The organism is Ancylobacter sp. 3268, assembly GCF_031456575.1.
Lineage (GTDB): Bacteria > Pseudomonadota > Alphaproteobacteria > Rhizobiales > Xanthobacteraceae > Ancylobacter.
Genome location: NZ_JAVDUX010000007.1, coordinates 91,666 through 114,825 on the forward strand (window position 1 = coordinate 91,666; position 23,160 = coordinate 114,825).

Genomic DNA, 23,160 nt, shown 5'->3' on the forward strand with positions numbered 1-23,160 from the left:
CGCTACTCCGCCGCTTGCCTGGAAATGTCGAGAAACTCCGCCACCCGCGCATTGAAGCCGGCGACGTCCTCCATGTTCGCGATATGCGCGACACCGGGCAGGATTTCGAACTGGGCCCCGGGCGTCACCGCCGCCATGGCCCGCATCGCCTCCGCCGGCGCCCCGGCATCCTCGGCGCCGACGATATAGAGCGTTTCCGGCTCGAGGCGCGGCAGATGCCGCAGATAGTCGAGGCCCTTGAGCGCCTGCGCGCAGCCTATATAGCCGGTCGGCGAGGTCGCCAGCACCATGCGCGCGGCGCGATCGGCCACCTCCGGCCGGGTCTGCCGGGTCTCGGCGGTGAACCAGCGTTCGAGGGTGCCGGTCAGCACCGCGCCCATTCCTCCTGCCGCGACGGCGGCGATGCGCTGGTCCCAGCCGGCGACGAAGGGAGGCGGCGCATCCGCGCGGGCATCGGCGCAGATCAGCCGGTTCACCCGCTCGGGATGCGCGAGGCCGACGCCGAGCGCCGTCATTCCCCCCATGGAGAGGCCGAGCACATCGGCCTGCCGGATGCCGACATGGTCCATCACCGCGATGAAATCGGCGACCAGCATGTCGAAGCTGTAAGGGCCTGCCGGCGCGCTGCTGCGTCCATGCCCGCGGGTGTCGTAGCGCAGCACCCGGTAGCTCTGGGTGAGGAAGGGGATCTGGTCGTCCCACATGGTCAGGTCGGCGGCCAGCGAGTTCGACAGCACGATCCACGGCAGATGCCCGGCACCATCCACCCGCAGCGCGAGTTCCGCGTCGCCCGAGGCGACGATGTCCGTGATACCCGTCGTCATGATGCCCGTCATGGGGCGCCTCCCTTCCCGTTGGTGTTTCCGGGGCGTTTGCCGCCTCCGGCCCGTCGCGACGCTAGCGGCGCCCCGCGCGGGCGGCGAAACCATAAGTTCTGATCCCGCCGATCATGAATGCTGATTGCCGTCCGGCGGACCGCGCCGGACCGGATGGCGGCCTCGCCTTTCCTCTCATTGACGTGGCCGGACGATTGACAAAGGCGGCGGTTCGATTTGATATTTATCAAACGATAAACAAATCTGACGCGGTTGCAAAGCCCATCCCGCCATCATCGACGCCGCAGTCGGAGGCCGTGCTGCACAGCCACTTCCACCCGGATCCTGCCGCATGGCGGGCCGGGCCAAAAATCCAGAAAAGTGAGGAAACCCAATGGATATCGACGTCGGACTCGCTGCGATCGAGGAAGCCTCGCGCAAGCTTTCCAACTGGGGTCGCTGGGGCAAGGACGATCACAGCGGCACCCTCAACCTGGTCACGCCGCAGGACATCGTCGACGCCGCCAAGCTGATCAAGACCGGCCGCACCTTCGCGCTCGGCATCCCGCTCGACCGCGAGGGCCCGCAGAACGGCCTGTTCGGCGGCCGCTTCAACCCGATCCACCAGATGCTCGCCACCGGCACCGACGCCGTCACCGGCCAGCAGGACTGGAACAAGATCCGCTACGCCGACGACACGCTGAACCTGTGCGTGCAGGGCGCCACCCATTGGGACGCGCTCGGCCACATCTTCTACGAGGACAAGGCCTATAACGGCCACGACCCGCGCCACATCAACGCCCGCGGCCTTAACGTGCTCGGCATCGAGCACTCCAAGTCGAAGATGAGCGGGCGCGGCGTCCTGCTCGACATCGCCCGCTTCCGCGGCGTCGACTGGCTGAAGGACGGCGAATCCATCTCCAATGACGAGCTCGATGCCTGCGCGAAAGCCCAGGGCGTCGAGATCCGCCGCGCCGACTTCGTCATCCTCCGCACCGGCCAGATGGAGCGTTGCCTGGCGGAAGGCGAATGGGGCGGCTATGCCGGCGGCGACGCGCCGGGCGTCAAGTTCGAGAACTGCTACTGGTGCCACGAGAAGGAGATCGCCGCGATCTGCTCCGACACCTGGGGCGTCGAGGTGCGGCCGAACGAGACCACCGAGGCCAACCAGCCCTGGCATTGGGTGGTGATCCCCGCCATGGGCCTGTGCATGGGCGAGATCTTCTATGTGAAGGAGCTCGCCGAGGACTGCGCCAGGGACGGCGTCTACGAGTTCTTCTTCTGCGGCCCGCCGCTGATCATCACCGGCGGCACCGGCTCGCCGATCAACCCGCAGGCGATCAAGTAGCGCCGCGTCGGCCGACCTCGCCGGACGGCGGCACGGAGGCCTTCGCCTTCCCCGCCGCCGCTCCCTCGCCGCTCATCCTGCCGCTCATTGATTGGAGCCGATCATGGCTGCCGCCCGCAAGGTCATCATCACCTGCGCCTGTACCGGCGCGATCCACACCCCGTCCATGTCGCCGCATCTGCCGGTGACGCCGGACGAGATCATCGCCGACGCGCTCGGCGCCGCCGAGGCCGGCGCCGCGATCCTGCATCTGCACGCCCGCAACCCCGAGACCGGCAAGCCGGACCAGACGCCGGAGGCGTTCGGCCGCTTCCTGCCGCAGATCAAGCAGCAGACCTCCGCCGCCATCAACATCACCACCGGCGGCAGTCCCTATATGAAGGTCGAGGAGCGGGTGCTGCCGGCCGCCCGCTTCAAGCCGGAAGTCGCCTCCCTCAACATGGGCTCGATCAATTTCGGCCTCTATCACCTGCTCGACCGCTACAAGGACTTCAAATTCGAGTGGGAGCGCCAGCATCTGGAAGCCACGCGCGACCTGGTGTTCCGCAACTCCTTCAAGGACATCGAGTACATTCTGGAGACCTGCTACGGCAACGGCACCCGCTTCGAGTTCGAGTGCTACGACATCGCGCATCTCTACAATCTGAAGCACTTCCTCGATCGCGGCCTCGTCAAGCCGCCGCTGTTCGTGCAGTCAGTATTCGGCATTCTCGGCGGCATTGGCACCCATCCCGAGGACATCATGCACATGAAGCGCACCGCCGACCGGCTGTTCGGCGATCAGTACCGCTGGTCGGTGCTGGGAGCCGGCGCCTCGCAGTTGCGCGTCGCCGCCATGGCCGCCTCGATGGGGTCGAATGTGCGGGTGGGGCTGGAGGATTCGCTGTGGATCGGGCCGGGCGAGCTGGCGCCGTCGAGCGGCGCGCAGGTGCGCAAGGCGCGGCAGATCCTCGAAGGCATGGGCCTCGAGATCGCCACGCCCGAGGAAGCGCGCGAGATGCTGGATCTGAAGGGCGCCGACCAGGTGGGCTTCTGATCGGGCGGAGGGCGGACGACGTGAATTCTGACCGGAGGACTGTCCGAACATGCTGAACGCCGCCATCATCGGGCTGGGCCGCTGGGGCCAGACCCTCGTCGGGTCGGTGCAAGGCACCAGCGGCCTGCTCCGCTTCACCAGCGGGGCCACCGGCAACCGCGCCAGGGCGGAGGCGTTCGCCGCCACCGCCGGTATCGCCCTCAGGGACAGCTATCGGGAGGTGTTGGCCGATCCCGCCGTCGAGGCGGTCGTGCTGGCGACGCCGCATCTCCAGCACGCCGTGCAGATCGAGGCCGCCGCGCGCGCCGGCAAGCACGTCTTCGTGGAGAAGCCCTTCACCATGAGCAAGGCGAGCGCCGAGGCGGCAGTCGCCGCGACCGAGGCCGCCGGCGTCACGCTCGCCCTCGGGCATAACCGGCGCTTCCACCCGCACATGCAGCGACTGCGCGCCCTGGTGCGCGCCGGCGAACTCGGCACCATCCTGCATTGCCATGGCGAGATGAGCTCGCCCACCGGCCTGTTCCTGCCCAAGGGGGTGTGGCGCACCGATCCCGAGCAGTCGCCGGCCGGCGGCATGACCGGGCTCGGCATCCATCTGGTCGATTCGATGATCGACCTGTTCGGCGAGATCGAGGCCGTCGCCTGCCAGAGCGTCAACCGCGCCGCGCCGTCGGGGGCGCAGGACACCACCTCGGTGATGCTGCGCTTCCGCAGCGGGCAGACCGGCACCCTGCTCGCCTTCACCGCGACGGCGCCGGTGTTCCGCTTCGCGGCCTACGGCGCCAGGGCGGTGGCCAGCATCGCCACGCCGACGCTCGATGCCTTCAGCCTGGAGCCGGCCCCGTCGGCGCCGGGCCAGCCGGCACCGGCCGCCACCCATGAAACGCTGGCCGGCTTCGACACGCTGCGCGCCGAGCTGGAGGCCTTCGCCCGCGCCGTGCGAGGCGAGGCCCCCTATCCGATCACGCCGGCCGAGATGATCCATGGCGTCGCGGTGCTGGAGGCGATCGTCGCCGCCGTCGGCCGGGACCGCTTCGTCACTGTCGCCTGAGGGAGATCGCCATGAGCACTGCCACGCCCCGCACCCTGATCGTCACCGGCGGCTCCAAGGGCATCGGCGCCGCCATCGCCGGTGCCGCCGGCCTCGCCGGCTTTCGCGTGGCGCTCAGCTACAAGGGCGATGCCGCCGGGGCCGAACGGGTCGCCCGCGGCATCGAGGCCGCCGGCGCCGAGGCGTTGATCGTCCGGGCCGACGTGGCGCGGGAAGCCGACGTCCTCGCCCTGTTCGAGGCGGTCGACGCCCGCTTCGGCCCGCCCGACGTGCTGGTCAACAATGCCGGTGGCGTCGGCCCGCTCGGCCGGGTGGAGGCGATCGGCGCGGAGGCTCTTGCCGAGGTGATGGCGATCAACGTCCTCGGCAGCTTCCTGTGCTGCCGCGAGGCGGTGAAGCGCATGTCGACCCGCCATGGCGGACGCGGCGGCGTCATCGTCAACATGTCCTCGCGCGCCGCCGAGCTCGGCGGTGCCGGCGAATGGGTGCATTATGCCGCCAGCAAGGGCGCGGTGAACAGCCTCACCATCGGCCTCGCCCGCGAGGTGGCGGCGGAAGGCATCCGCGTCAACGCCGTCGCGCCCGGCCTCATCGCCACCAATCTGCACGCCGCCGCCGGTGCCCCCGACCGGCTGGAGCGCCTCGGCCCGTCGATCCCGATGCAGCGCCCCGGCACGGCCGGGGAGGTTGCCGATATCGTGATGTGGCTCGCCTCCCCCGCCAGCGCCTATGTGACCGGCGCGATCGTGCCGGTGGCCGGCGGCCGCTGACAGCCTTTCCCCTTGCAACGCCTTGACGACGCGCCGGCCGCCGGCCGGGCGGCAGACGCTGCGGCGCGGCATGGATTCAGCTTGCGAACGAAGCGCAAATCATCTTGCATCGTTGACATGATCGAAAATCCGCGTGATTATCTACCGATAAATAAACCTGCACCGCCGCGTTGAGAACCAGCGGCGGGCAACGCCAAGCCGACGACAACAAGCCGACCGGGATGCCCATTGCCCGCGCGGGGTTCGTGGAACGGCCCGGACGACACTGCCCAGAACAACAAGCCGCCCGGCAACGATCCGGGGGCATCGGGAGAAGACGACCATGGCAACACGACGCGGCGCTCTGGCGCTCGCGGCCGCTTTGGCGGCCCTCATCATCACCCCCGGCGGCATGTCGGCGGCGCGCGCCGACCCGGTGAAGATCCGCATCGGCTGGTCGACCATGCCGGGGCATCTCATCCCGGTGCTCTACAGCAAGCCGGAAATCCTCAAATATTACGGCAAGAGCTACACGGTGGAGCCGATCCGCTTCCGTGGCTCCTCGCCGCAGATCACCGCCATGGCGGCGGGCGAGATCGACATGGCGGCCTTCGGCCCGCTGGTGCTGGCGCTCGCTGTCACCAATGCCCGCCTCGACGCCAAGGTGGTGGCCGACATCATCCAGGACGGCGTCGGCGACTATCACAGCGAGACCTTCATGGTCCGCGCCGATTCCGGCATCGAGAAGGTGACGGATATGAAGGGCAAGCGGGTGGGCACCAACGCCATCGGCTCGGCCTCGGACACCGCGATGCGGGCGATGTTCCGCAAGAACAACATGCAGGACAAGCGCGACTACACCATGGTGGAGGTCGCCTTCCCGAACATCCCGGCGATGATCGACGAAAAGAAGATCGACCTCGGCACCGTGCTCCAGCCGATGTCGGACCAGTTGCTCGCCACCGGCAAATACAAGGTGCTGTTCACCTCCAAGGATGCGATGGGCCCCTCGCAGCTCGTCTTCCTGACGGCCAATGGAAAGTTCCTGAACGACAACCGACAGGCGCTGATGGACTTCTTCGAGGACCACGTGCGCGCCGTGCGCTGGTTCACCGATCCGAAGAACCATGACGAGGCGGTGAAGATCATCGCCACCTTCATGCAGCAGCCGCCGGAGACGCTCGGCTACCTGTTCACCAAGGAGGATTATTTCCGCGATCCCTTCATGGTGCCGAACGTCAAGGCGATCCAGGAGAGCGTCGACATCGCCGTCGATCTCGGCCTCGCCCCGCGCGGCATCAAGGTCGACCCGGACTATGTCGATCTCAGCTTCGTCAAGGAAGCGCAGAAGCGGATCGAGGCCAGCCAATGAGCATGCTCCACACCGCGGTCGCCACGCGCGGCCGGGCCCACACCGCCAGCGGCATCTCGGTGAGCGACGTCTCCCACACCTATGGCGCCCGCACCGCCGGCGGCATGCTAGCGCTCGACGGCATCAACCTCGAGATCGGCGATGGCGAGTTCCATTGCCTGCTCGGCCCCTCGGGCTGCGGCAAGAGCACGCTGCTGTATCTGATCGGCGGTTTCATCCCGGTGCAGGCGGGGGTGATCTCCACATCGGCCGGACCGGTCACCGCACCGGGCCCGGACCGCAGCATCGTTTTCCAGAACTTCGCGCTGTTCCCGTGGAAGACGGTGAAGGACAACGTGCTCTACGGCCTCCGGAAGGCGGGCTTCGCCGCCGCCGAGCGCGAGCAGCGCGCCCAGCGCTACATCGACATGGTGCACCTCACCGGCTTCGAGAACGCCTATCCTTCCCAACTTTCCGGCGGCATGCAGCAGCGCGCCGCCATCGCCCGCACGCTGGCGGTCGATCCGGGCATCCTCTTGATGGACGAGCCGTTCGGCGCCCTCGACGCGCAGACGCGGCGGGTGATGCAGGAAGAGCTGCGCACCATCTGGCGCGACAGCCGCAAGACGGTGGTGTTCGTCACCCATGATGTGCAGGAGGCGGTGTTCCTCGCCGACCGCATCTCGATCATGAGCGCCCGCCCCGGCCGCATCCAGCACGTCATCGACGTCGACCTGCCGAAGGATCGCGGCGAGGAAATCCTGGAGAACCGCGCCTTCATCGGCCTCAGCGAGCATATCTGGCGGCTGGTGCGCGAACAGGCGGTGGCGGCGACGCGAGGGGCGCATTGATGACCGACGTCCTCGCCGGCAAACCGGATCGGCGCCGCAGCGGCCCGTCATGGTCCTACACCGTCGTCAACACGGCGCTGCGGTTCTCGCCGCTGCTGCTCCTGGCGCTGGGCTGGGAGTTCCTCGGCCTCAGCGGCCTCGTCTCGCAGCAGATGCTGCCGGGGCTCGGCGACATCTTCTCGGCCTTCTCCGCCATGCTGTTCGGCGGCGACCTGCTCTACAACACCGCGCGCTCGATCAGCCGCGCCGCCACCGGCCTCGGCGCCGCGGTGGTGGTCGGCGTGGCGGCGGGTCTGCTGATGGCGTCGTTCCGCACGGTACGGCTGCTCATCAACCCGATCGTGCAGATCTTCTACCCGATGCCGAAATCGGCGCTGATCCCGGTGGTGATGATCTGGCTCGGGCTGGGTGACTCCTCGAAGATCCTGCTGATCTTCCTCGGCTGCCTGCTGCCGGTGGTGGTCGGCACCTATAATGGCGCGCGCGGGGTCAACCCGTTCCTGCTGTGGTCGGCGGCGAGCCTGGGCGCCTCGCGCTTCGAGGTGCTGCGGGAAGTGGTGCTGCGCGCGGCGATGCCGGACATCCTCAATGGCTGCCGCACCGCCCTGGCCTTTTCCTTCATCCTGATGGTCAGCTCGGAATTCGTCATCGCGACCGATGGCGTCGGCTTCATGATCTCCTCGCTCGGTGACGGCGGCCAGTATCCCGCCATGTTCGCCGCCATCTTCTTCGTCGCCGGCATCGGCTTCGCCGCCGATCGCCTCTACGCGATGCTGTCCCGGCGCGTGCTCCGCTGGAGGGAGGCATGATGAACATGGCCGAGGCCCGCCCTCTCGCCGATGCCCGCAAGTCGCCGGTGCAGAAGGTCCCGGCGCCGCGCCCCGCCCGCTCGATCTCGCCGCAGGTGGTCGATGTCGGCGTGCAGGTGGCGGTGGTCGTCGTCCTCGCCGGCATCTGGGAGTTCGGTGCCCGCTTCGGTGCCCTCAATCCCTTCCTGCTGCCGCCGCTCAGCGTGGTGCTGGGCAGGATCTGGGAAGATGTCCTCGCCGGCACCGTGCCGGTCGATCTCGGCCTCACCCTCTACCGGGCGCTCACCGGTTTCGCGATCGGCGCCGTCATCGGCATCCCGGTCGGCATATTGATGGCGCGTTCGGCGGTGGTGCGCTGGTTCTTCGATCCGCTGGTGTCGATCGGCTTTCCCATGCCGAAGATCGCCTTCCTGCCGATCTTCATCCTGTGGTTCGATATCTACGACACCTCGAAGATCATCATGGTGGCGTTTTCCTGCTTCTTCCCCATCGTGGCGGCGACCTATGCCGGCTGCTCCAGCCTCGACAAATGGCCGATCTGGTCGGCCCGCTCCTTCGGCGCCAGGGAACGGGACCTGCTCTGGGAGGTCTATCTGCCGATGGCGATGCCGCAGATCCTCACCGGGCTGCAGGTGGCGCTGCCGGTGGGCATGATCACCACCGTCGTCACCGAGATGCTGATGGGCGGGCGCGGCGTCGGCGGCGCGATGATCATGGCCGGGCGGTTCGCCGACTCCGTCGGCGTGTTCGCCGGCATCGTGCAGATCATCCTCCTCGGCTTCGTGGTGGTGAAGAGCGTGGAGTTCATCCGCCGCCGCATCCTGATCTGGCATCCCGAGAGCCGCCGGTGACGCCGGCGGCAGAGGCTCCGTCCGGGCCGGTGCCGATGGTCGTTGCCTATGGCGCCGGCAAGCCGCCGGCGGAGGCGGCCGGCCTCGTCAACCTCCCCCGGGTGCGGCTGCATCCGGGGGAGGTGCTGCGTCTCAACAGCGAGGATTTCGAGCTGCCGCTGCCGGTCATCGGCCAGGAAAAGGTCGCGACCGACCTATGCCTGGCGGATCATCTCAAGCATCTGTCGGGCGGCTGGAACGGCACGGCCGTACGGTTCATCGACGACTATTTCGCCCATCTGCGCCGGGTCGTCGCCGATCATCGCGAGGAGATCGCCCGGCGGCTCGGTCCCCTGGCCGGGTTGTTCGCGCCGGAGGATATGCTCTATTCCGCGCCTCTGCCGCTGCCGCGCGCGCTGCTGCCGCTGCCGGCGGAAGGCGGCGGAACCGAGCCGATCCCGGTGGACATGTTCTTCTGGCTGGGTGGCTATGCGGAGGCCGTCCTTTTCGCTCCCTCCGCCCTGATGCCGGCAGCGGAGCGTCGCCGACGCGCGTGCCTGGCGGCGGCCGGCATCCATTTCACCTGCCTGACGGCCGGCGATATCGGCAGGCCGGAGACCTTCGCGGCGCTGCTGGGCGAGACGGGAGGCGCGTTCTGGCGGGACGAGACCTTGCCCGTCGCCCCCGGCGCCCCCCGACTGCCGGCGTTCTAGCCCGGCCCCGCCCCGTTACTGGCGCGATACCAGTCGGCGATCTCCTCGCCGGTCATCATCGCCACCTGCCGGCGCGACAGCACGTAGTCGAGCAATTCCTCGAAATAGCCGATGCGGTGCGGCACGCCCGTCAGATAGGGATGCGTGCTGATCGCCATCACCTTGGCGTTGTCGGCCCCCTCCTCCCAAAGCCGGTCGAACTGGTCGATGCAGCGGCGCTGGAAGGCATCGGAGGGCTGGTGCTGCACGGCATGGACGACGATGTCGTTGGTCTCCACCGAATAGGGCACCGACAGCATCGGCCCGTGCGCGGTGGACAGCTCCAGCGGCAGGTCGTCGATCACCCAGTTGGCGACATAGCCGATGCCCGCCTCCTTCAGGAGATCGAGCGTCTGGTCGTTCTCGGTGAGGCCGGGGCTCTCCCAGCCGGGAGGTGGCCGGCCGGTGAAGTCGCGGATGGTCTCGACCGTGTCGAAGATCGCCTGCCGCTGGTCCTCCACATGGTGCATGGGCTGCTGCACGAACCCGTGCCCCATGAACTCCCACCCGGCGTCCCGCGCCGCCCGCGCCACCCGCTCATAGGAGCGGCAGACATGGCCGTTGACCGCGAAGGTGGCGCGCAGGCCACGCGACTCGATCGCCTTCAGCAGCCGCCAGAAGCCGACTCGCATGCCGTATTCATGCCAGGCCCAGTTCGGCAGGTCCGGCATCAGTGGCTGGCCCATGGGCGGCGGCAGCACCGTGCGCGGCATGGCGCGGGCGATCGACCATTCCTCGACATTGACGATGATCCACACGGCGACGCGCGCGTCGCCGGGCAGATGCAGGCGCGGCCGGTCCGGAAAGGCCAGATACGGCGCGCGCTCACTCAACAGATCCATGCTCACAGCCCCAGCAGCGCCCTGGCGGTGCCGCCGGCGACCTTGGCGCGCGTCTCGTCGTCGAAGCTCTCGACGCTGAGTATGTGCTGCACCGGGTCGTAATCGGCCATGTCATAGGGATAGTCGGTGCCCATGACGACGTGGTCGGCGCCGTAGGTCCTCACGAGGTATTCGAGCTGGTGCGGGGTGAACACCACGCTGTCGAAATAGACCCGCCGCAGATAGTCGGTCGGCGGCTTGGGCAGCCCGCCATTCGAATCCTTGCGCGCGCCCCAGGCGTGGTCGATGCGCCCGGAATAGCCCGGCAGGTAGCCGCCGCCATGCACCGCCAGCAGCTTCAGCTTCGGGTGCCGCTCCAGCACGCCGTCGAAGATCAGATAGTGCAGCGCCACCGTGGTCTCGAGCGGATTGCCGATGATGTTGCTGAAGTAGAACCGCGTGAACCGCTCGCCGCCGGTGAAGCCGTTCGGGTGGATCATGATCAGCGCGCCGAGTTCCTCGGCCTTGGCGAAGACCGGCTCGAATTCCGGCGAGGAAAGCTCTTTCCCGTTCACATTGGTGAGCAGCTGCACGCCCTTCAGCCCGAGTTCGCGCACGCAGCGCTCCAGCTCGGCCGGCGCGCTGGCCGGATCCTGCATGGCGAGCGTCCCCAGCCCGGCGAAGCGATCCGGCCGCTTGGCGACGAAGGCGGCGATGCCGTCATTCACCATGCGGTTGGCGACGACGCCGTGCTCGGCATCCACCGTGTAATAGCACTGGAACGGCGGCGGGGCGACGACCTGGATGGAAATGCCCAGCTTGTCCAGCACCTTGATCCGGTCGTCGATGTCGACCATGGTGGAGGCGCGGTCCTGGTCCTGGCGCTGGTTCACCGCCCGCGTCTCGTCGTTGGAATATTTCACCATCGCGATCTGGCCGACATCGAGATGCGGCTGCACATAGGCCTGCGCGGCCGGCACCGCGACATGGGCGTGGATATCCACCGTCACCGTGTCGAGCCGGGCGGGGGTCGGCGATGGCCGGCGCGCCGAGGTGGGGCCGTAGCGGTTCACATTGCCGCCCAGCGTCCGGGCGTCGATGATGCTGTGGTCCATGAAACGTCCTTTCGGGAAAATGATCCCGGCTTATGGCCGGGTGCGGCGCCGGCAGAGGCCGGCGCCAGCCGGGGCTCACATGCTGTGGCCTCACATCCTGTGGCCTCACATGCCGTGGCCGCCTCACATGCTCTTGGCCTTCCAGGCGGCGACATCGGCGGCGACCTGCTCGCGCGAGAAGTCGTTGGCGGGGTCGATCAGGCTGCGGTCGAGGAAAGTTGCCGGGTCGATCTCCTTCTGCAGTTCGCCGAGCTTGACCATCGGCCCCTGCACCCGCTTCCACACCTCCGGCTGGAGATCGCCGAATTTCGGCGTCACCGAGTAGTTCATCGGGATCGAGGCATCGAGGAATTCGCGGCCGAAAGCGGCGTTCTCCCATTCCTCCGGCACCGCCTTGCGGCACATCACCGCCAGCGCCTCGACATCGACCTTGCCGACCTCCATGCCCTTGGACCAGGCGCGGAAGAAGCCGATCAGCGGCTGGCGCAGTTCGTCCAGCTTGCCGCCATTCACCACGAAGGAGTTGGCCGGCGTGTCGGCGACCTCCGCCGGGGTGATCAGCCTTATCTTCATGCCGTTGGCCTGCAGCGACAGCCAGTCCGGCACCGCGCCGGCAATGGCCGAGACGGTCTGCTTGCGGAAGGCATTGGCGAGCGTCGGCCCGGCCTCGCCCACCACCACCGTCTTCACCTCGTCGATGGATACGCCCTTGGTGTCGAGCGCGATGGCGAGCGTGGTGCGGTCGCGATCGGAGACCAGGCCGACCGTGGTGCCCTTCAGCTGCTCAACGGACTGGACCGGGCTCTCGGCGCTCACCGCGATGCCTTCCGGCGCCCGCTGCATCGCCTCGTACACCACCTTGATCGGGATGCCGGCCTGTACCGACTGGAAGGTCTGCGGCGCGTCGAGCATGGCGAGCTCGGCCTGGCCGTTCTGCACGAAGGCGACATAGGGCACGGTGGTGGAGGAAGGCAGCAGGTTGACCTTGATGCCCTCCTTCTCGAAATAGCCCAGCGCCTCGCCGGCGATCAGCGGATAGAAATTGGCCGAGCGCGGCAGCGGCATGATCACATTGATCGTGCGCACTCCCTGCGCCGCGGCCGGCCGGGCCACGAAGGACCCGAGCGCGAGACCGGCAGTGGTCCCGGCCATGAGGCCGAGATAGCTCCGGCGCGATATCAGCGTGTTGTCCGTCAACATGACGCATCCTCCCATTCGACGCCTTCGGCGCCGTTATCCTTGTGCGGGTTCAACGGATGATCGGGCGGCGGCGCCGTCGCCCGGCCGGTTCGGGGGCGCGGCGTTCAGGCCTGCCGGCGCAGCGCGGCCCAGGCCTTGGCCTTCTTGCGGCTGATGGCGGTCATGCGGGCGTCGTGGCGCCAGTAGACCAGCCAGTTGTCGGCCCATTCCATCAGCACGAAGAGCACGTAGCCCATCGCGGTGAGGATCACGAGCACGGCGAAAGAAGAGGCCATGTTCAGCGCGAAGGTGTAGCGCTGCATAAGCACGCCCATGCCCTCGCTTGCCGAGATGAATTCGCCGACGATGGCGCCGATCAGCGCCAGCGAGATCGCCGTCTTCAGCCCGGCCATGATGATCGGCATGGCGTTGGGCAGCATCAGGCTGAAGAAGATCTGCCGCTTCTTGGCGCCGAGCGAGCGGAACATCTCGCTGGCATCTTCATCCACATTGAGCAAACCCGTCAGCGTGTTGATGAAGGGCGGGAAGAAGCAGATCAGCGCGCCGATGGCGATCTTCGGCATCATGCCGAAGCCGAGCCAGGCGATGACGATCGGCGCCAGCGCGATGCGCGGCGTCACCTGCAGCGCGATGATGTAGGGCGAGATGTAGCGGCGGAAGCTGTCGTTGAGCCCGGCCGCCACCGCCAGCCCGATGCCGATCACCGAGCCGATGACGAAGCCGGCGACCGCCTCCCACAGCGTGATGCCGAGATGGAACCACACCGTGCCCTGGTAGAGCAGCATGTTGACCAGCGAGACGGCAATAGCGCTCGGACGCGGCAGGATCAGCGGATCGACGAACTCGTAGGTGCTGGCGAGCTCCCACACCAGCATCACGCCGAGGAACAGCGCGAGATGGCGGGCGACCCGCCCGGCGAGCGTGCCGCGCTCCTGCGCGACATCGGTCATGGAGAGATTGCCGTCGGTGGCGAGGCTCATCTCAATGCCCTCCCAGAATGGTGCGGACCTCGCCGACCAGACGGTTGAATTCCGGCGTCTGCATCAGGCCGATCTCGCGCGGGCGCTCGAAGGGGACGTCCACTATCCTTGCGAGCCGGCCGGGGCGCGGCGTCATCACCATCACCTGGTCGGCGAGGAAGATCGCCTCGGAAATGTTGTGGGTGACGAACAGCACGGTGGCGTCGACATCGTCGACGATGCGCAGCAATTCGAGGTTCAGCCGCTCGCGGGTGAACTCGTCCAGCGCGCCGAACGGCTCGTCGAGCAGCAGGATGTTGGCGCCGGTCTGCAGCAGCCGGGCGAGCGCCACGCGCTGCTGCATGCCGCCGGAGAGCTGGCGCGGAAAGCTGAACTCGAAATCCTTCAGCCCGACCAGTTGCAGGAGATCGATGGCGCGCCTGCGGTCGGCATCGGTTGTGGCACCCTGCACCTCGGTGGGCAGCAGCACGTTCTCCACCGCCGTGCGCCATTCCAGCAGCGTCGGGCGCTGGAACATCATGCCGACCTCGTGCGAGGGGCCGTTGACGCCGTGGCCGAGCACGCTGAGCTCGCCGGCGGACTTGCCGATCAGCCCGGCGACGAGACGCAGCAAGGTGGACTTGCCGCAGCCGCTCGGCCCCACCAGCGAGACGAAGCTGCCGCGCTTGATGTCGAAGCTGGCGCGGTCCAGCGCTACCACCTCGCTGTTGAAGGCCTTGACGAGGTCGCGGGCGGAAATGACGATGTCGGGGTCGATATGGCTGGTCGAGGCGGCGACCAGATGGCTGGCGATGGCGTTCATCTCGCTCCTCCGCGTCGCGCACGCAGCCGGCGGCGTTCGCCGGTCAGGCGTCGGGACGGCATGTGGCGTTTCCCTGGCCCTCGGCCCGTCTTCTGCATGATGCGGACGGGTCCGGGGCATCCCCGTTGGCGGGGCCGTTACTCCCCTCGGCGGGGCCTTGCGCGCAGCCGGAAACCGCCGGCCGCACAGGCACGCCGTCCGTCAGGCGACGACGGGACGGCTTTCGAGAGCCCGCAGGATCTGGCCCTGCGAGCGGCCGATGTGACGCTTCAGCATGCGCGCGGCGGCGTTGCCGTTGCGGGCCTGCAGGGCGTCGATAATGTCGTTGTGCTCGCGCAGCGGCCCCTCGTTCTGGTCATGGGCGACCACGGCCGAAAGGCTGACCATGCAGAGCCGTTCATAGAGATCCATCACCCGGCCCATCTCCTCCGCCAGCCGCCGGTTGCGCGACAGGCTCGCGAGGTGGTGGTGGAAGCGGCGATTATACTCGGTAAAGAGCGGGATCGAGGCGGTGTCGGCATCGCGAAACATGTCGAGCCCCGCGAGTTCCTCGTCGCTGGCGACCACCGCCGCCTTGCGCACGCCGGCGGTCTCGAGGATCAGCCGCAACTCCAGCATGTCGGCGGCATCGCTCACCGAGACCTGCCGCACGCGGTGCCCGCGCCGCGGCTCGATCACGATCAGGCCTTCCAGTTCCAGCTTCTGCATGGCGTCGCGCACGGGCGACTTGCTGACGCCGAAGCGCTCGGCGAGATCGGCTTCCCGCAGTTCCGCGCCGGGCACGATGGCACAGGACAGAATGTCCCGCCGGACCATCTCATAGACCCTGTTGCGAACCAGATTCATCCGAACCGCCTCACCTCTGAGATATCACCGAAGTTATATTGATCGACCGATAACGTCAATATGTCGCGCCGGTGACGCTGAGGAAATCGGAGAATTTTTCCTCAAACTCTCGCGAAAATCCCCCACCTATACGGTTTCCCCGCCGCTATCGGCGATCACAAGCGAGGTGATCCTCCAGCCGAGATATCTCAACCGGCCGGCATGAGCGCATAAAAAAGGCCGGAGCATGCTCCGGCCGCAGGGCAGGTTCAGGGGAGGAACCGCCCAAGGTTCCGGGGCGCGTCAGCCCGCCCGGCGCGCCGCCGTGGCGTAGTCGACATTGCCGCCGCCATAGCGGCGCACGCGCACATTCGCCTGCTCGGCATGGCCGAGGAAACCTTCCAGCACGCACAGCCGCGAGCAATATGCGCCCACCTCGGCGCTAGCCGCGTCGCTCAGCACCTTCTGATAGGTGCAGGTCTTGAGGAACTTGCCGATCCACAGCCCGCCGGTGTAGCGCGCCGCGCGCCGGGTCGGCAGCGTGTGGTTGGTGCCGATCACCTTGTCGCCATAGGCGACATTGGTGCGCGGCCCGAGAAACAGCGCGCCGTAATTGCGCATGTTGGCGAGGAAATAATCCGGATCGGCGGTCATCACCTGCACATGCTCGGAGGCGATGCGGTCGGCCTCGGCAACCATTTCCTCCACGCCGTCGCAGACGATCACCTCGCCGAAGTCGCGCCACGCAGCGGCGGCGATCTCGGCCGTCGGCAGGATGGCGAGCAGCCGCTCGATCTCCGCCATGGTGTCGCGCGCCAGCTTTTCCGAGTTGGTGAGCAGGATGGCCGGCGAGGTCGGCCCGTGCTCGGCCTGGCCAAGCAGATCGGTGGCGCAGATCTCGGCATCCACCGTGTCGTCGGCGATCACCAGCGTCTCGGTCGGCCCGGCGAACAGGTCGATGCCGACGCGGCCGAACAGCTGCCGCTTGGCCTCGGCGACGAAGGCATTGCCCGGCCCGACCAGCATGTCGACCGGCGCGATGGTCTCGGTGCCCAAGGCCATCGCCGCTACCGCCTGCACGCCGCCCAGCACCAGGATCTCGTCGGCGCCGGCCAGATGCATCGCGGCGACAATGGCCGGGTGCGGTCCGTTGCGGAAGGGCGGCGCCGCCGCCACCACGCTTTTCACCCCGGCGACCTTGGCGGTCACCACGCTCATATGGGCGGAGGCGACCATCGGATATTTGCCGCCCGGCACATAGCAGCCGACCCGCTCCACCGGCACGTTCCTGTGTCCGAGGACGACGCCGGGCAGCGTCTCCACCTCGAGGTCGAGCATGCAGGCGCGCTGCTTCTCGGCGAAGTTGCGCACCTGCGCCTGCGCGAAGCGGATGTCGTCGAGATCGGATTTCGACACCTTGGCCAGCGCCGCCTCGATCTCCTGTTCGGACAGGCGGAAGCTCGCCGGCGACCATGTGTCGAAGCGCTCGGAATAGCCGCGGACGGCGGCGTCGCCGCCGGTTTCGATCTCCTTGAGGATGGTCTCGACGGTGGCGCGCACCTGCGCGTCGGCGTCGGCGCGCTCCTCGATGGAGCGCGCGGTCTTGAGATGGCGGGCCATGCTTTCCTCCCGGCGCCGAGCCGCGGCGCCCAACCTGATGCACCCAATCCGATGCACCCTTGCTTCCGATTGAAATCGGCTGTTATTTATCGAGTGAAAACTAAATCCTCCGGCAGTGTCAAGACGAGGCTTGCTCCCTCATTCGCCTCCATGTTATTTATCGAACGATAATTAAATAGGAGGAACGCCATGCGAGCCACCGGCCTGAACCATCTGTCCATCGGCGCCAGGGACGTCGATGCCTCGGTCCGCTTCTATGTCGAGATGTTCGGCATGGAGGTGATCCCCACCTACAATTTCGGATTCCGCACCCAGTATCTGCGTTGCGGCGACCAGCAGCTGCACATTTTCGGCCTGCCGGATGCGACGCCGCGCTATCAGCACTTCGCCATCAACGTCGACGACTTCATGGGCGTCTATGAGCGCGCCCGCGACGCCGGCCTCATCGACCACGCCACCTTCGGCAACGGCGTCAACGAGATGCCGGACGGCACCGTCCAGCTCTATCTGCGCGATCCCGGCGGCAACCTCGTCGAGGTGGACTGGCCGGATGTCTCGAGCCTGGATACCGCCCGCATCCCCGAGCTAAAGCGCCTCGCCGATCGCTTCGAGCAGGTGGGCGAAAATCTCGAGGCGACGCTGTTCCTTGAACGCCGTCGCGCCTGAGGGAGGCCGCGATGATGGACACCATTGCCGACCCGCGCACCGCCCGCTCCCCGGCGGACCAGCGCCATGACGAGCTGCTGCAGCGCGCCACCGACCTCGCCTCTGTGTTCGCCGGACGCGCGGCGCGGGCGGAAGACCTGCGCCGCCTGCCGCCGGAGAACGAGCGCGACCTGCATGCGAGCGGCCTCTACCGCATGCTCCAGCCGCAGGCCATCGGCGGCGCCGAGCTCGGCTATGAGAGCCTGATCACCATCGGCGCCGCGCTGGCCGCCGGCTGCGCCTCCACGGCGTGGAACCTCACCAACCTCGCCAGCCATCACTGGATGCTGGCGATGTTCCCGCCCGCCGCGCAGGACCGCGTCTGGAACGAGGATCGCGACGCGCTGATCGCCTCCTCCTTCGTCTTTCCCGCCGCGAAGGTGGCGAAGGCGCCCGGCGGCTATGTCGTCTCCGGCCGCTGGCCGTTCTCCTCCGGCGTCGATGTCTGCGCCTGGAACATGCTGGCCGGCGTGGTCCGCGCCGAGGGCGAGGCGCCCGACCACCGCGTGTTCCTCATTCCCCGCTCCGATTACACCATCCTCGACACCTGGCACGTCACCGGGCTCAAGGGCACCGGCTCCAACGACGTGGTGTGCGAGGAGGTGTTCGTGCCGCAGGAGATGACGGTCTCCGTCGCCGACCTCAAGGGCGGCGCGACGCCGGGCAGCGAGCGCCATCCCGCCCCGCTCTACCGCCTGCCGGTGTTCGCGCTGTTCCCGGCCATCCTGTCCGGTGTCGGGCTCGGCAATGGCGAGGGCGCCCTCACCGATTACGTCGCCTCCACCCGCAAGCGCTCGGCCAGCTACACCGGCGCCCGGCTGGCGGAGTTGCAGAGCATCCAGATCCATATCGGCAGCGCCGCCGCCCGGCTCGCGCATTCCCGCCGCATGATGCTGGCCATCTGCGAGGAGGCGATGGCCGATGCCGCGCGCGGCCACGTGCCCGATCTCGTCACCAAGTTCGCCTACCGCCGTGATCTCGCCTTCGCCACCGATCTGGCGACCGCGGCGGTCGATGAGATCAATACCGGCAGCGGCGCGCAGGCGCTTTACCTCGCCGGCAGCCAGCAGCGACGCTTCCGCGACGCCCATGCTATAAGCGCGCATATCGCCTTCAGCACCGATGTCGCCAACGCCGCCTTCGGGCGTCTGGTGCTCGGCATGGAGGCCGACAATCCGGTGGTGTGAACAACGCGGCGCCGTACAAAGGGAACACGACGACACAGATGGCCGGACGTTCATCCACATCGCTCGCGGCGGCCGAGAAGCCCGCGCCGCCGCGGCGCACGCGCAACAAGCCGGAGGAACGGCACAGGGAGTTCGTCCGCAAGGCCATCGAGCTGTTCGCCGAGGTCGGCTTCGAGGCCGGCACGCGCGAACTTGCCCAGCGCCTCGGCGTCACCCAGCCGCTGCTTTACCGCTATTTCCCCAGCAAGGACGACTTGATCGCCGCCGTCTACCAGGAGATCTACGTCAATCGCTGGAAGAAGGAATGGCGCGAAGGCCTCGTCGACGAGAGCCGGCCGATCCGCGAGCGCATCATCGCCTTCTACGAGGACTATGCCAGCACGATCTTCACCCCCGAATGGATCCGCATCTACCTCTTCGCCGGCCTGCGCGGCGTCGACATCAACCGGCGCTACGCGGCGACGGTGGAGAGCGAGATTCTGCGGCCGATTACCCTCGCCACCCGCGCGAGCTTCGGCCTCGGCGGCGAGGATCCTCCCACGCCCGAGGAGGTCGAGCTGTTCTGGACCCTGCAGGGCGGCATCTTCTACTATGGCGTGCGCGAGATCGTGTACCGGTTCCCGATGCCGGTGGACCGTCCGACCATGATCGGCAACGCCGTCGATACCTTCCTCGCCGGCGTCGGCCCGGTGCTCAAGCGCCTCGCGGAGCGCGACGGCGAAGCCGTATAGACGATCTGCCCACCAACGCTCGAACATCTTCGCTTTGATCGAAGATGGCCACCGCCTATGATCGGGGCTCATTCCCATCGCCCCTGCGGAGAGCGTGTCCCGTGTCACTTCAGCCAGTCGCGCCCCCCGACGACGATGCCACCACGCTGGGCATCGAGATCTATGCCCGCCTGCGGCGCGACCTCATCGCCGGGCATCTCAAGCCCGGCGAGCGTCTGCGCTTCCGCCAGCTCAGCGCCGCCTATGGCGTCGGCATCGCGCCGCTGCGCGAGGCGCTGTCGCGGCTGGTCTCCGACCAGCTGGTGCGCTTCGAGGGCCATCGCGGCTATACGGTGGCGCCGCTGTCGCTCTCCGATCTGCACGATCTGTGCGCCCTGCGCACCGAGCTGAGCTGCAACGCGCTGCGCCGTGCCATCACCCGCGGCGACGAGGATTGGGAAGCCGAGATCCTCGCCGCGCTGCACCGACTCGAGCGCACGCCGCTTCCCCACTCGGTCGAGGACCGCAAGACGGTGGACGAGTGGGAGCAGCGGCACGACCGCTTCCACTACAGTCTCATCGCCGCCTGCGATTCGCCGTGGCTGCTGCACTTCTGCGGCGCGCTGTCGGATCACTTCCAACGCTACCGCCGGGCGGTGATCGTCGTCACCTCCTCGTCCGAAGCCTTGCTCAAGCGGGTGCGCGAGCAGCACCGCACCGTGGCCGAGGCGGCGATCGCCCGCGACGCCGAGCGCGCCACCGCCATCCTCGCCGAGCACTTCCAGGGCAGCGTCGAGGTGGTCATCCGCAACTATGAGGAAGTGTCGCGCAGCCTGTCGGCGGGCAATGGCGACGACGCCCCCTAAGCGACCCTTGGCCCCCCGAGCGTCGTCCGCGGGCGAACCATCAACGCCTCGCTTTATTGACATCCATATTTTGTTCGAACATCCTTGCGATTAACAATCACAAGGACCGTTCGACGGGCTGGGCTCGCGACGATCCGCCGGGAGGACGCCGCATGCTCGACCACACCAAAATCGCCGATGTGAAGATCGACCTCATCTCCGGCATGCGGCTGATCGCCCATGACGGGCTGGCCGGTTTCGGCGGGGTCGGCGAAGGCATGTCGCTGCAGCGTGCGCCGGATGGCAGGCGCATTCTCTGGGTGGCGCATGAGGGGCCGCCGAAGAACTTCACCGGCGTCGACGTCACCGATCCCAGCCGGCCGAAGGTGATCGTGCAGACCGAGCTGCCGCACAACAAGGTGCGCTCCAATTCGCTGGAGACGACCGGCGACCTGATGGCGGTGGCCTACCAGACGGTGCAGCCCGGCCTCCAGCCGGCCGGAATCGACCTGTTCGACATCTCGGTGCCGGAATCCCCCCGGCTGATCAGCCATTTCGACTGCTCGGGCCCACATTCGCGCGGCGTGCACCAGGTGTGGTTCGTCGATGGCGAATTCATCCATTGCGCCGCCGGCGCCGCCGACTTCACCCCGCGCAACCCGCTCGACGACCAGGCCTACCGCATCATCGACGTGCGCAACCCGTCCAGGCCGGTCGAGGCCGGCCGCTGGTGGATGCCCGGCACCGCCGAGGGCGACGAGGCCGCCCCGCCGGAGCGGCTGAAGATCGACAGCGGCTTTCGCTGCCACAACACCAATGTCTATCCCGACCGCCCCGACCGCGCCTATGTCGGCTATATCGATGGCGGCTTCTACGTCATGGACATCTCCGACAAGTCGCGGCCCACCGTCCTCTCGCGCTTCAACCCGAACCCGCCCTTCCCCGGCTTCGCGCACACGCTGCTGCCGCTGTTCGGCCGCGACCTCGCGGTGGCGAGCCATGAATGCGTCCACGACAACGGCTTCGATTGGCCTAAGCTCACCTGGCTCATCGACATCCGCCGCGAGGACAACCCGGTGCCGCTATCGACCCTGCCCATGCCCTCCTTCGAGGAATATGGCCGCAAGGGCGGGCGCTTCGGCTGCCACAACCTGCATGAGAACCCGCCGCGCGACACAGCCCTCCACTCCGAGACGCTGCTGTTCTCGACGCTGTTCAATGGCGGGCTCCGCGTCCACGACATCAGCGATCCGCTGGTGCCGCGCGAGGTCGGCGCTTTCGTGCCCTCCGCCCCGCCCGGCGCCCGCGTGCCGGCGATCCAGATCAACGAGGTCTATGTCGACGAGAACGGCATCGTCTATTGCGGCGATCGCCATGCCGGCGGGATCTACATATTGGAGCTCGACCTCTGAGCCCATGGGAAGGGTAAGGGCATGACCATCCCCGTCATCCTGATCACCGGCTTCCTCGGCAGCGGCAAGACCACGTTGCTCAACCACCTGCTGCGCGATCCGGAGATGGCCGACAGCGCGGTGATCATCAACGAGTTCGGCGATGTCGCCATCGATCATCTGCTGGTCGAGAGCGCCATCGAGAACACCGTGGTGCTGCAGAGCGGCTGCATCTGCTGCACCGTGCGCGGCGATCTGGTCGATACGCTGGATGATCTCTGCGCCAAGGTGGCCCGGGGGGAACTGCCGGCCTTCTCGCGCGTCGCCATCGAGACCACCGGCCTCGCCGACCCTGCCGCGCTGGTCCGCGCCTTCCTGACCGAACGGATGCTGGCCGCGCGTTTCGATCTGCACGCGGTGGTCGCCACCGTCGATGCGGTCAACGGTGCCGGCCAGCTCGACAGTTTCGCGGAGGCGCGCCATCAGGCCGCCCTCGCCGACATCCTCGTCTTGACCAAATCCGATCTGGCGGCGTCCGCCGCGATCGCCGAGCTCACCGCGCGGCTGCGGACGATCAATCCCGGCGCCGCGCTCATCCCGGTGGTTCGGGGGCAGATCGCGCCGGCGGCTCTGTTTGCCGAGGTGCCGGCGCAGCCGTGGCGCCAAAGCGAGCAGGCTCTCGCCTGGCTCAACAGCGAGGCGTTCGCGGGCCCCGACGCTGCCGGCTCGCCGCATGATGACGACATCCGCGCCTTCGCCGTCACCCTCGACCGGCCGGTGACGCGGGAGGCGTTGCGCGGCTGGCTGCGGTCGATCCTGTCGCTGCGGGGAGACGACCTGCTGCGCATGAAAGGCATCGTCGCCCTGCGCGGCGAAACCGCGCCGATGGTGGTGCATGCGGTGCAACAGGTGATGCACCCGCCGGTACAGCTGACGGCCTGGCCGAGCGACGATCACACCACCCGGCTCGTCTTCATCACCCGCAACATCGATCCGGAAGCATTACGTAGCAGTCTTGAAGTTCTCGTCGCGCGGGCGGCGGCGTGAAGCGCGCGCTGAATCCGGCCCGGCATCGACACCATAACCGGCGTCGGAATTATGTATGCAATATGCTTCACCCATTTTCACGAAGCATTCCCATACATAATTTCGTACATAAGTCAGCAAAACTGACATTACATGCTCCTCCCGCTCTTTTTATTTGAAAGCAGGCTAGCACGAAATCCATAACTTTGTCGATAAATCGAATCAATAACTGAGACGTGAGAAATAGATACGTCGACTTCGAATCGGATTGGTCGATTTATCTCCGATAATTTTCGGAAACGATGCCACGTGTCGGTCCAGGCCACCGCTTGCGTAGCGCG

At 67.4% G+C, this 23,160-nt stretch carries 23 protein-coding genes; 15 read left to right on the plus strand and 8 right to left on the minus strand.

Annotated elements, in window-relative coordinates:
- Positions 1-2: 2 nt before the first annotated feature.
- Positions 3-836 (minus strand): alpha/beta fold hydrolase, encoded by an 834-nt coding sequence (locus J2X65_RS11930; RefSeq protein WP_310201190.1) that lies wholly within the window; start codon positions 834-836, stop codon positions 3-5.
- A gap of 373 nt (positions 837-1,209) precedes the next feature.
- On the opposite strand from J2X65_RS11930, the gene J2X65_RS11935 reads away from it, so the two are divergent.
- From J2X65_RS11935 to J2X65_RS11975, 9 genes are all read left to right on the plus strand, one after another.
- Positions 1,210-2,163 carry a cyclase family protein gene (locus J2X65_RS11935; RefSeq protein WP_310201192.1) on the plus strand — a complete coding sequence of 318 codons (954 nt, stop codon included), beginning with the start codon at positions 1,210-1,212 and terminating at the stop codon, positions 2,161-2,163.
- A 103-nt stretch (positions 2,164-2,266) separates the two neighbouring features.
- A complete protein-coding gene (locus J2X65_RS11940) occupies positions 2,267-3,199 on the plus strand; it encodes a 3-keto-5-aminohexanoate cleavage protein (RefSeq protein WP_310201194.1) in 933 nt (310 codons plus the stop codon).
- Positions 3,200-3,248: 49 nt separating this feature from the next.
- On the plus strand, positions 3,249-4,250 hold the full coding sequence (locus tag J2X65_RS11945) for a Gfo/Idh/MocA family oxidoreductase (RefSeq protein ID WP_310201196.1): 1,002 nt from the start codon (positions 3,249-3,251) through the stop codon (positions 4,248-4,250).
- A gap of 11 nt (positions 4,251-4,261) precedes the next feature.
- Complete coding sequence (locus tag J2X65_RS11950; RefSeq protein ID WP_310201198.1) at positions 4,262-5,020, plus strand: SDR family oxidoreductase; 759 nt, start codon at positions 4,262-4,264, stop codon at positions 5,018-5,020.
- Positions 5,021-5,342: 322 nt separating this feature from the next.
- Positions 5,343-6,371 carry an ABC transporter substrate-binding protein gene (locus J2X65_RS11955; RefSeq protein WP_310201199.1) on the plus strand — a complete coding sequence of 343 codons (1,029 nt, stop codon included), beginning with the start codon at positions 5,343-5,345 and terminating at the stop codon, positions 6,369-6,371.
- Complete coding sequence (locus tag J2X65_RS11960; protein ID WP_310201200.1) at positions 6,368-7,201, plus strand: ABC transporter ATP-binding protein; 834 nt, start codon at positions 6,368-6,370, stop codon at positions 7,199-7,201. The genes J2X65_RS11955 and J2X65_RS11960 overlap by 4 nt, the downstream gene beginning before the upstream one ends.
- Positions 7,201-8,010 (plus strand): ABC transporter permease, encoded by an 810-nt coding sequence (locus tag J2X65_RS11965; protein ID WP_310201201.1) that lies wholly within the window; start codon positions 7,201-7,203, stop codon positions 8,008-8,010. Before J2X65_RS11960 ends, J2X65_RS11965 begins: the two co-directional genes overlap by 1 nt.
- Entirely contained in the window at positions 8,007-8,861 is an 855-nt protein-coding gene (locus J2X65_RS11970) for an ABC transporter permease (RefSeq protein ID WP_310201202.1), read from the plus strand. The genes J2X65_RS11965 and J2X65_RS11970 overlap by 4 nt, the downstream gene beginning before the upstream one ends.
- Positions 8,858-9,553, plus strand: a complete 696-nt coding sequence (locus J2X65_RS11975; RefSeq protein WP_310201204.1) for a hypothetical protein — start codon at positions 8,858-8,860, stop codon at positions 9,551-9,553. The genes J2X65_RS11970 and J2X65_RS11975 overlap by 4 nt, the downstream gene beginning before the upstream one ends.
- Here the strand turns inward: J2X65_RS11975 and J2X65_RS11980 are convergent.
- The 7 genes from J2X65_RS11980 to hisD all read right to left on the minus strand — a co-directional run bounded on the left by J2X65_RS11980 (position 9,550) and on the right by hisD (position 16,955).
- A complete protein-coding gene (locus J2X65_RS11980) occupies positions 9,550-10,434 on the minus strand; it encodes a polysaccharide deacetylase family protein (RefSeq protein WP_310201206.1) in 885 nt (294 codons plus the stop codon). The two genes, J2X65_RS11975 and J2X65_RS11980, sit on opposite strands and share 4 nt — an antisense overlap.
- A gap of 2 nt (positions 10,435-10,436) precedes the next feature.
- A complete protein-coding gene (locus tag J2X65_RS11985) occupies positions 10,437-11,528 on the minus strand; it encodes an amidohydrolase family protein (protein ID WP_310201208.1) in 1,092 nt (363 codons plus the stop codon).
- A 123-nt stretch (positions 11,529-11,651) separates the two neighbouring features.
- A complete protein-coding gene (locus tag J2X65_RS11990) occupies positions 11,652-12,728 on the minus strand; it encodes an ABC transporter substrate-binding protein (protein WP_310201210.1) in 1,077 nt (358 codons plus the stop codon).
- Positions 12,729-12,832: 104 nt separating this feature from the next.
- Positions 12,833-13,708, minus strand: coding sequence for an ABC transporter permease (locus J2X65_RS11995; protein WP_310201211.1), 876 nt, complete (start codon positions 13,706-13,708; stop codon positions 12,833-12,835).
- A 1-nt stretch (position 13,709) separates the two neighbouring features.
- A complete protein-coding gene (locus J2X65_RS12000; protein ID WP_310201213.1) occupies positions 13,710-14,510 on the minus strand; it encodes an ABC transporter ATP-binding protein in 801 nt (266 codons plus the stop codon).
- 201 nt (positions 14,511-14,711) lie between these two features.
- The gene (locus J2X65_RS12005; RefSeq protein ID WP_310201215.1) at positions 14,712-15,356 is read right to left on the minus strand and encodes a GntR family transcriptional regulator; all 645 of its coding nucleotides are present in this window, start codon (positions 15,354-15,356) and stop codon (positions 14,712-14,714) included.
- Positions 15,357-15,638: 282 nt separating this feature from the next.
- Entirely contained in the window at positions 15,639-16,955 is a 1,317-nt protein-coding gene (hisD, locus tag J2X65_RS12010; protein WP_310201217.1) for a histidinol dehydrogenase, read from the minus strand.
- Between the two features lie 189 nt (positions 16,956-17,144).
- Here hisD and J2X65_RS12015 point away from each other — a divergent pair, with 189 nt between their 5' ends.
- The 6 genes from J2X65_RS12015 (at position 17,145) to J2X65_RS12040 (ending at position 22,840) form a co-directional block, all read left to right on the plus strand.
- On the plus strand, positions 17,145-17,621 hold the full coding sequence (locus J2X65_RS12015; RefSeq protein WP_310201219.1) for a VOC family protein: 477 nt from the start codon (positions 17,145-17,147) through the stop codon (positions 17,619-17,621).
- A gap of 11 nt (positions 17,622-17,632) precedes the next feature.
- A complete protein-coding gene (locus tag J2X65_RS12020) occupies positions 17,633-18,847 on the plus strand; it encodes an acyl-CoA dehydrogenase family protein (protein WP_310201221.1) in 1,215 nt (404 codons plus the stop codon).
- Positions 18,848-18,885: 38 nt separating this feature from the next.
- A complete protein-coding gene (locus tag J2X65_RS12025) occupies positions 18,886-19,578 on the plus strand; it encodes a TetR/AcrR family transcriptional regulator (RefSeq protein ID WP_310201223.1) in 693 nt (230 codons plus the stop codon).
- A 101-nt stretch (positions 19,579-19,679) separates the two neighbouring features.
- Positions 19,680-20,423, plus strand: a complete 744-nt coding sequence (locus tag J2X65_RS12030; protein ID WP_310201225.1) for an FCD domain-containing protein — start codon at positions 19,680-19,682, stop codon at positions 20,421-20,423.
- 152 nt (positions 20,424-20,575) lie between these two features.
- The gene (locus J2X65_RS12035; protein WP_310201227.1) at positions 20,576-21,814 is read left to right on the plus strand and encodes a hypothetical protein; all 1,239 of its coding nucleotides are present in this window, start codon (positions 20,576-20,578) and stop codon (positions 21,812-21,814) included.
- Between the two features lie 21 nt (positions 21,815-21,835).
- Positions 21,836-22,840: a GTP-binding protein gene (locus tag J2X65_RS12040; protein WP_310201229.1), complete on the plus strand. Its 1,005-nt coding sequence runs from the start codon at positions 21,836-21,838 to the stop codon at positions 22,838-22,840.
- The last annotated feature ends 320 nt before the right edge of the window (positions 22,841-23,160 follow it).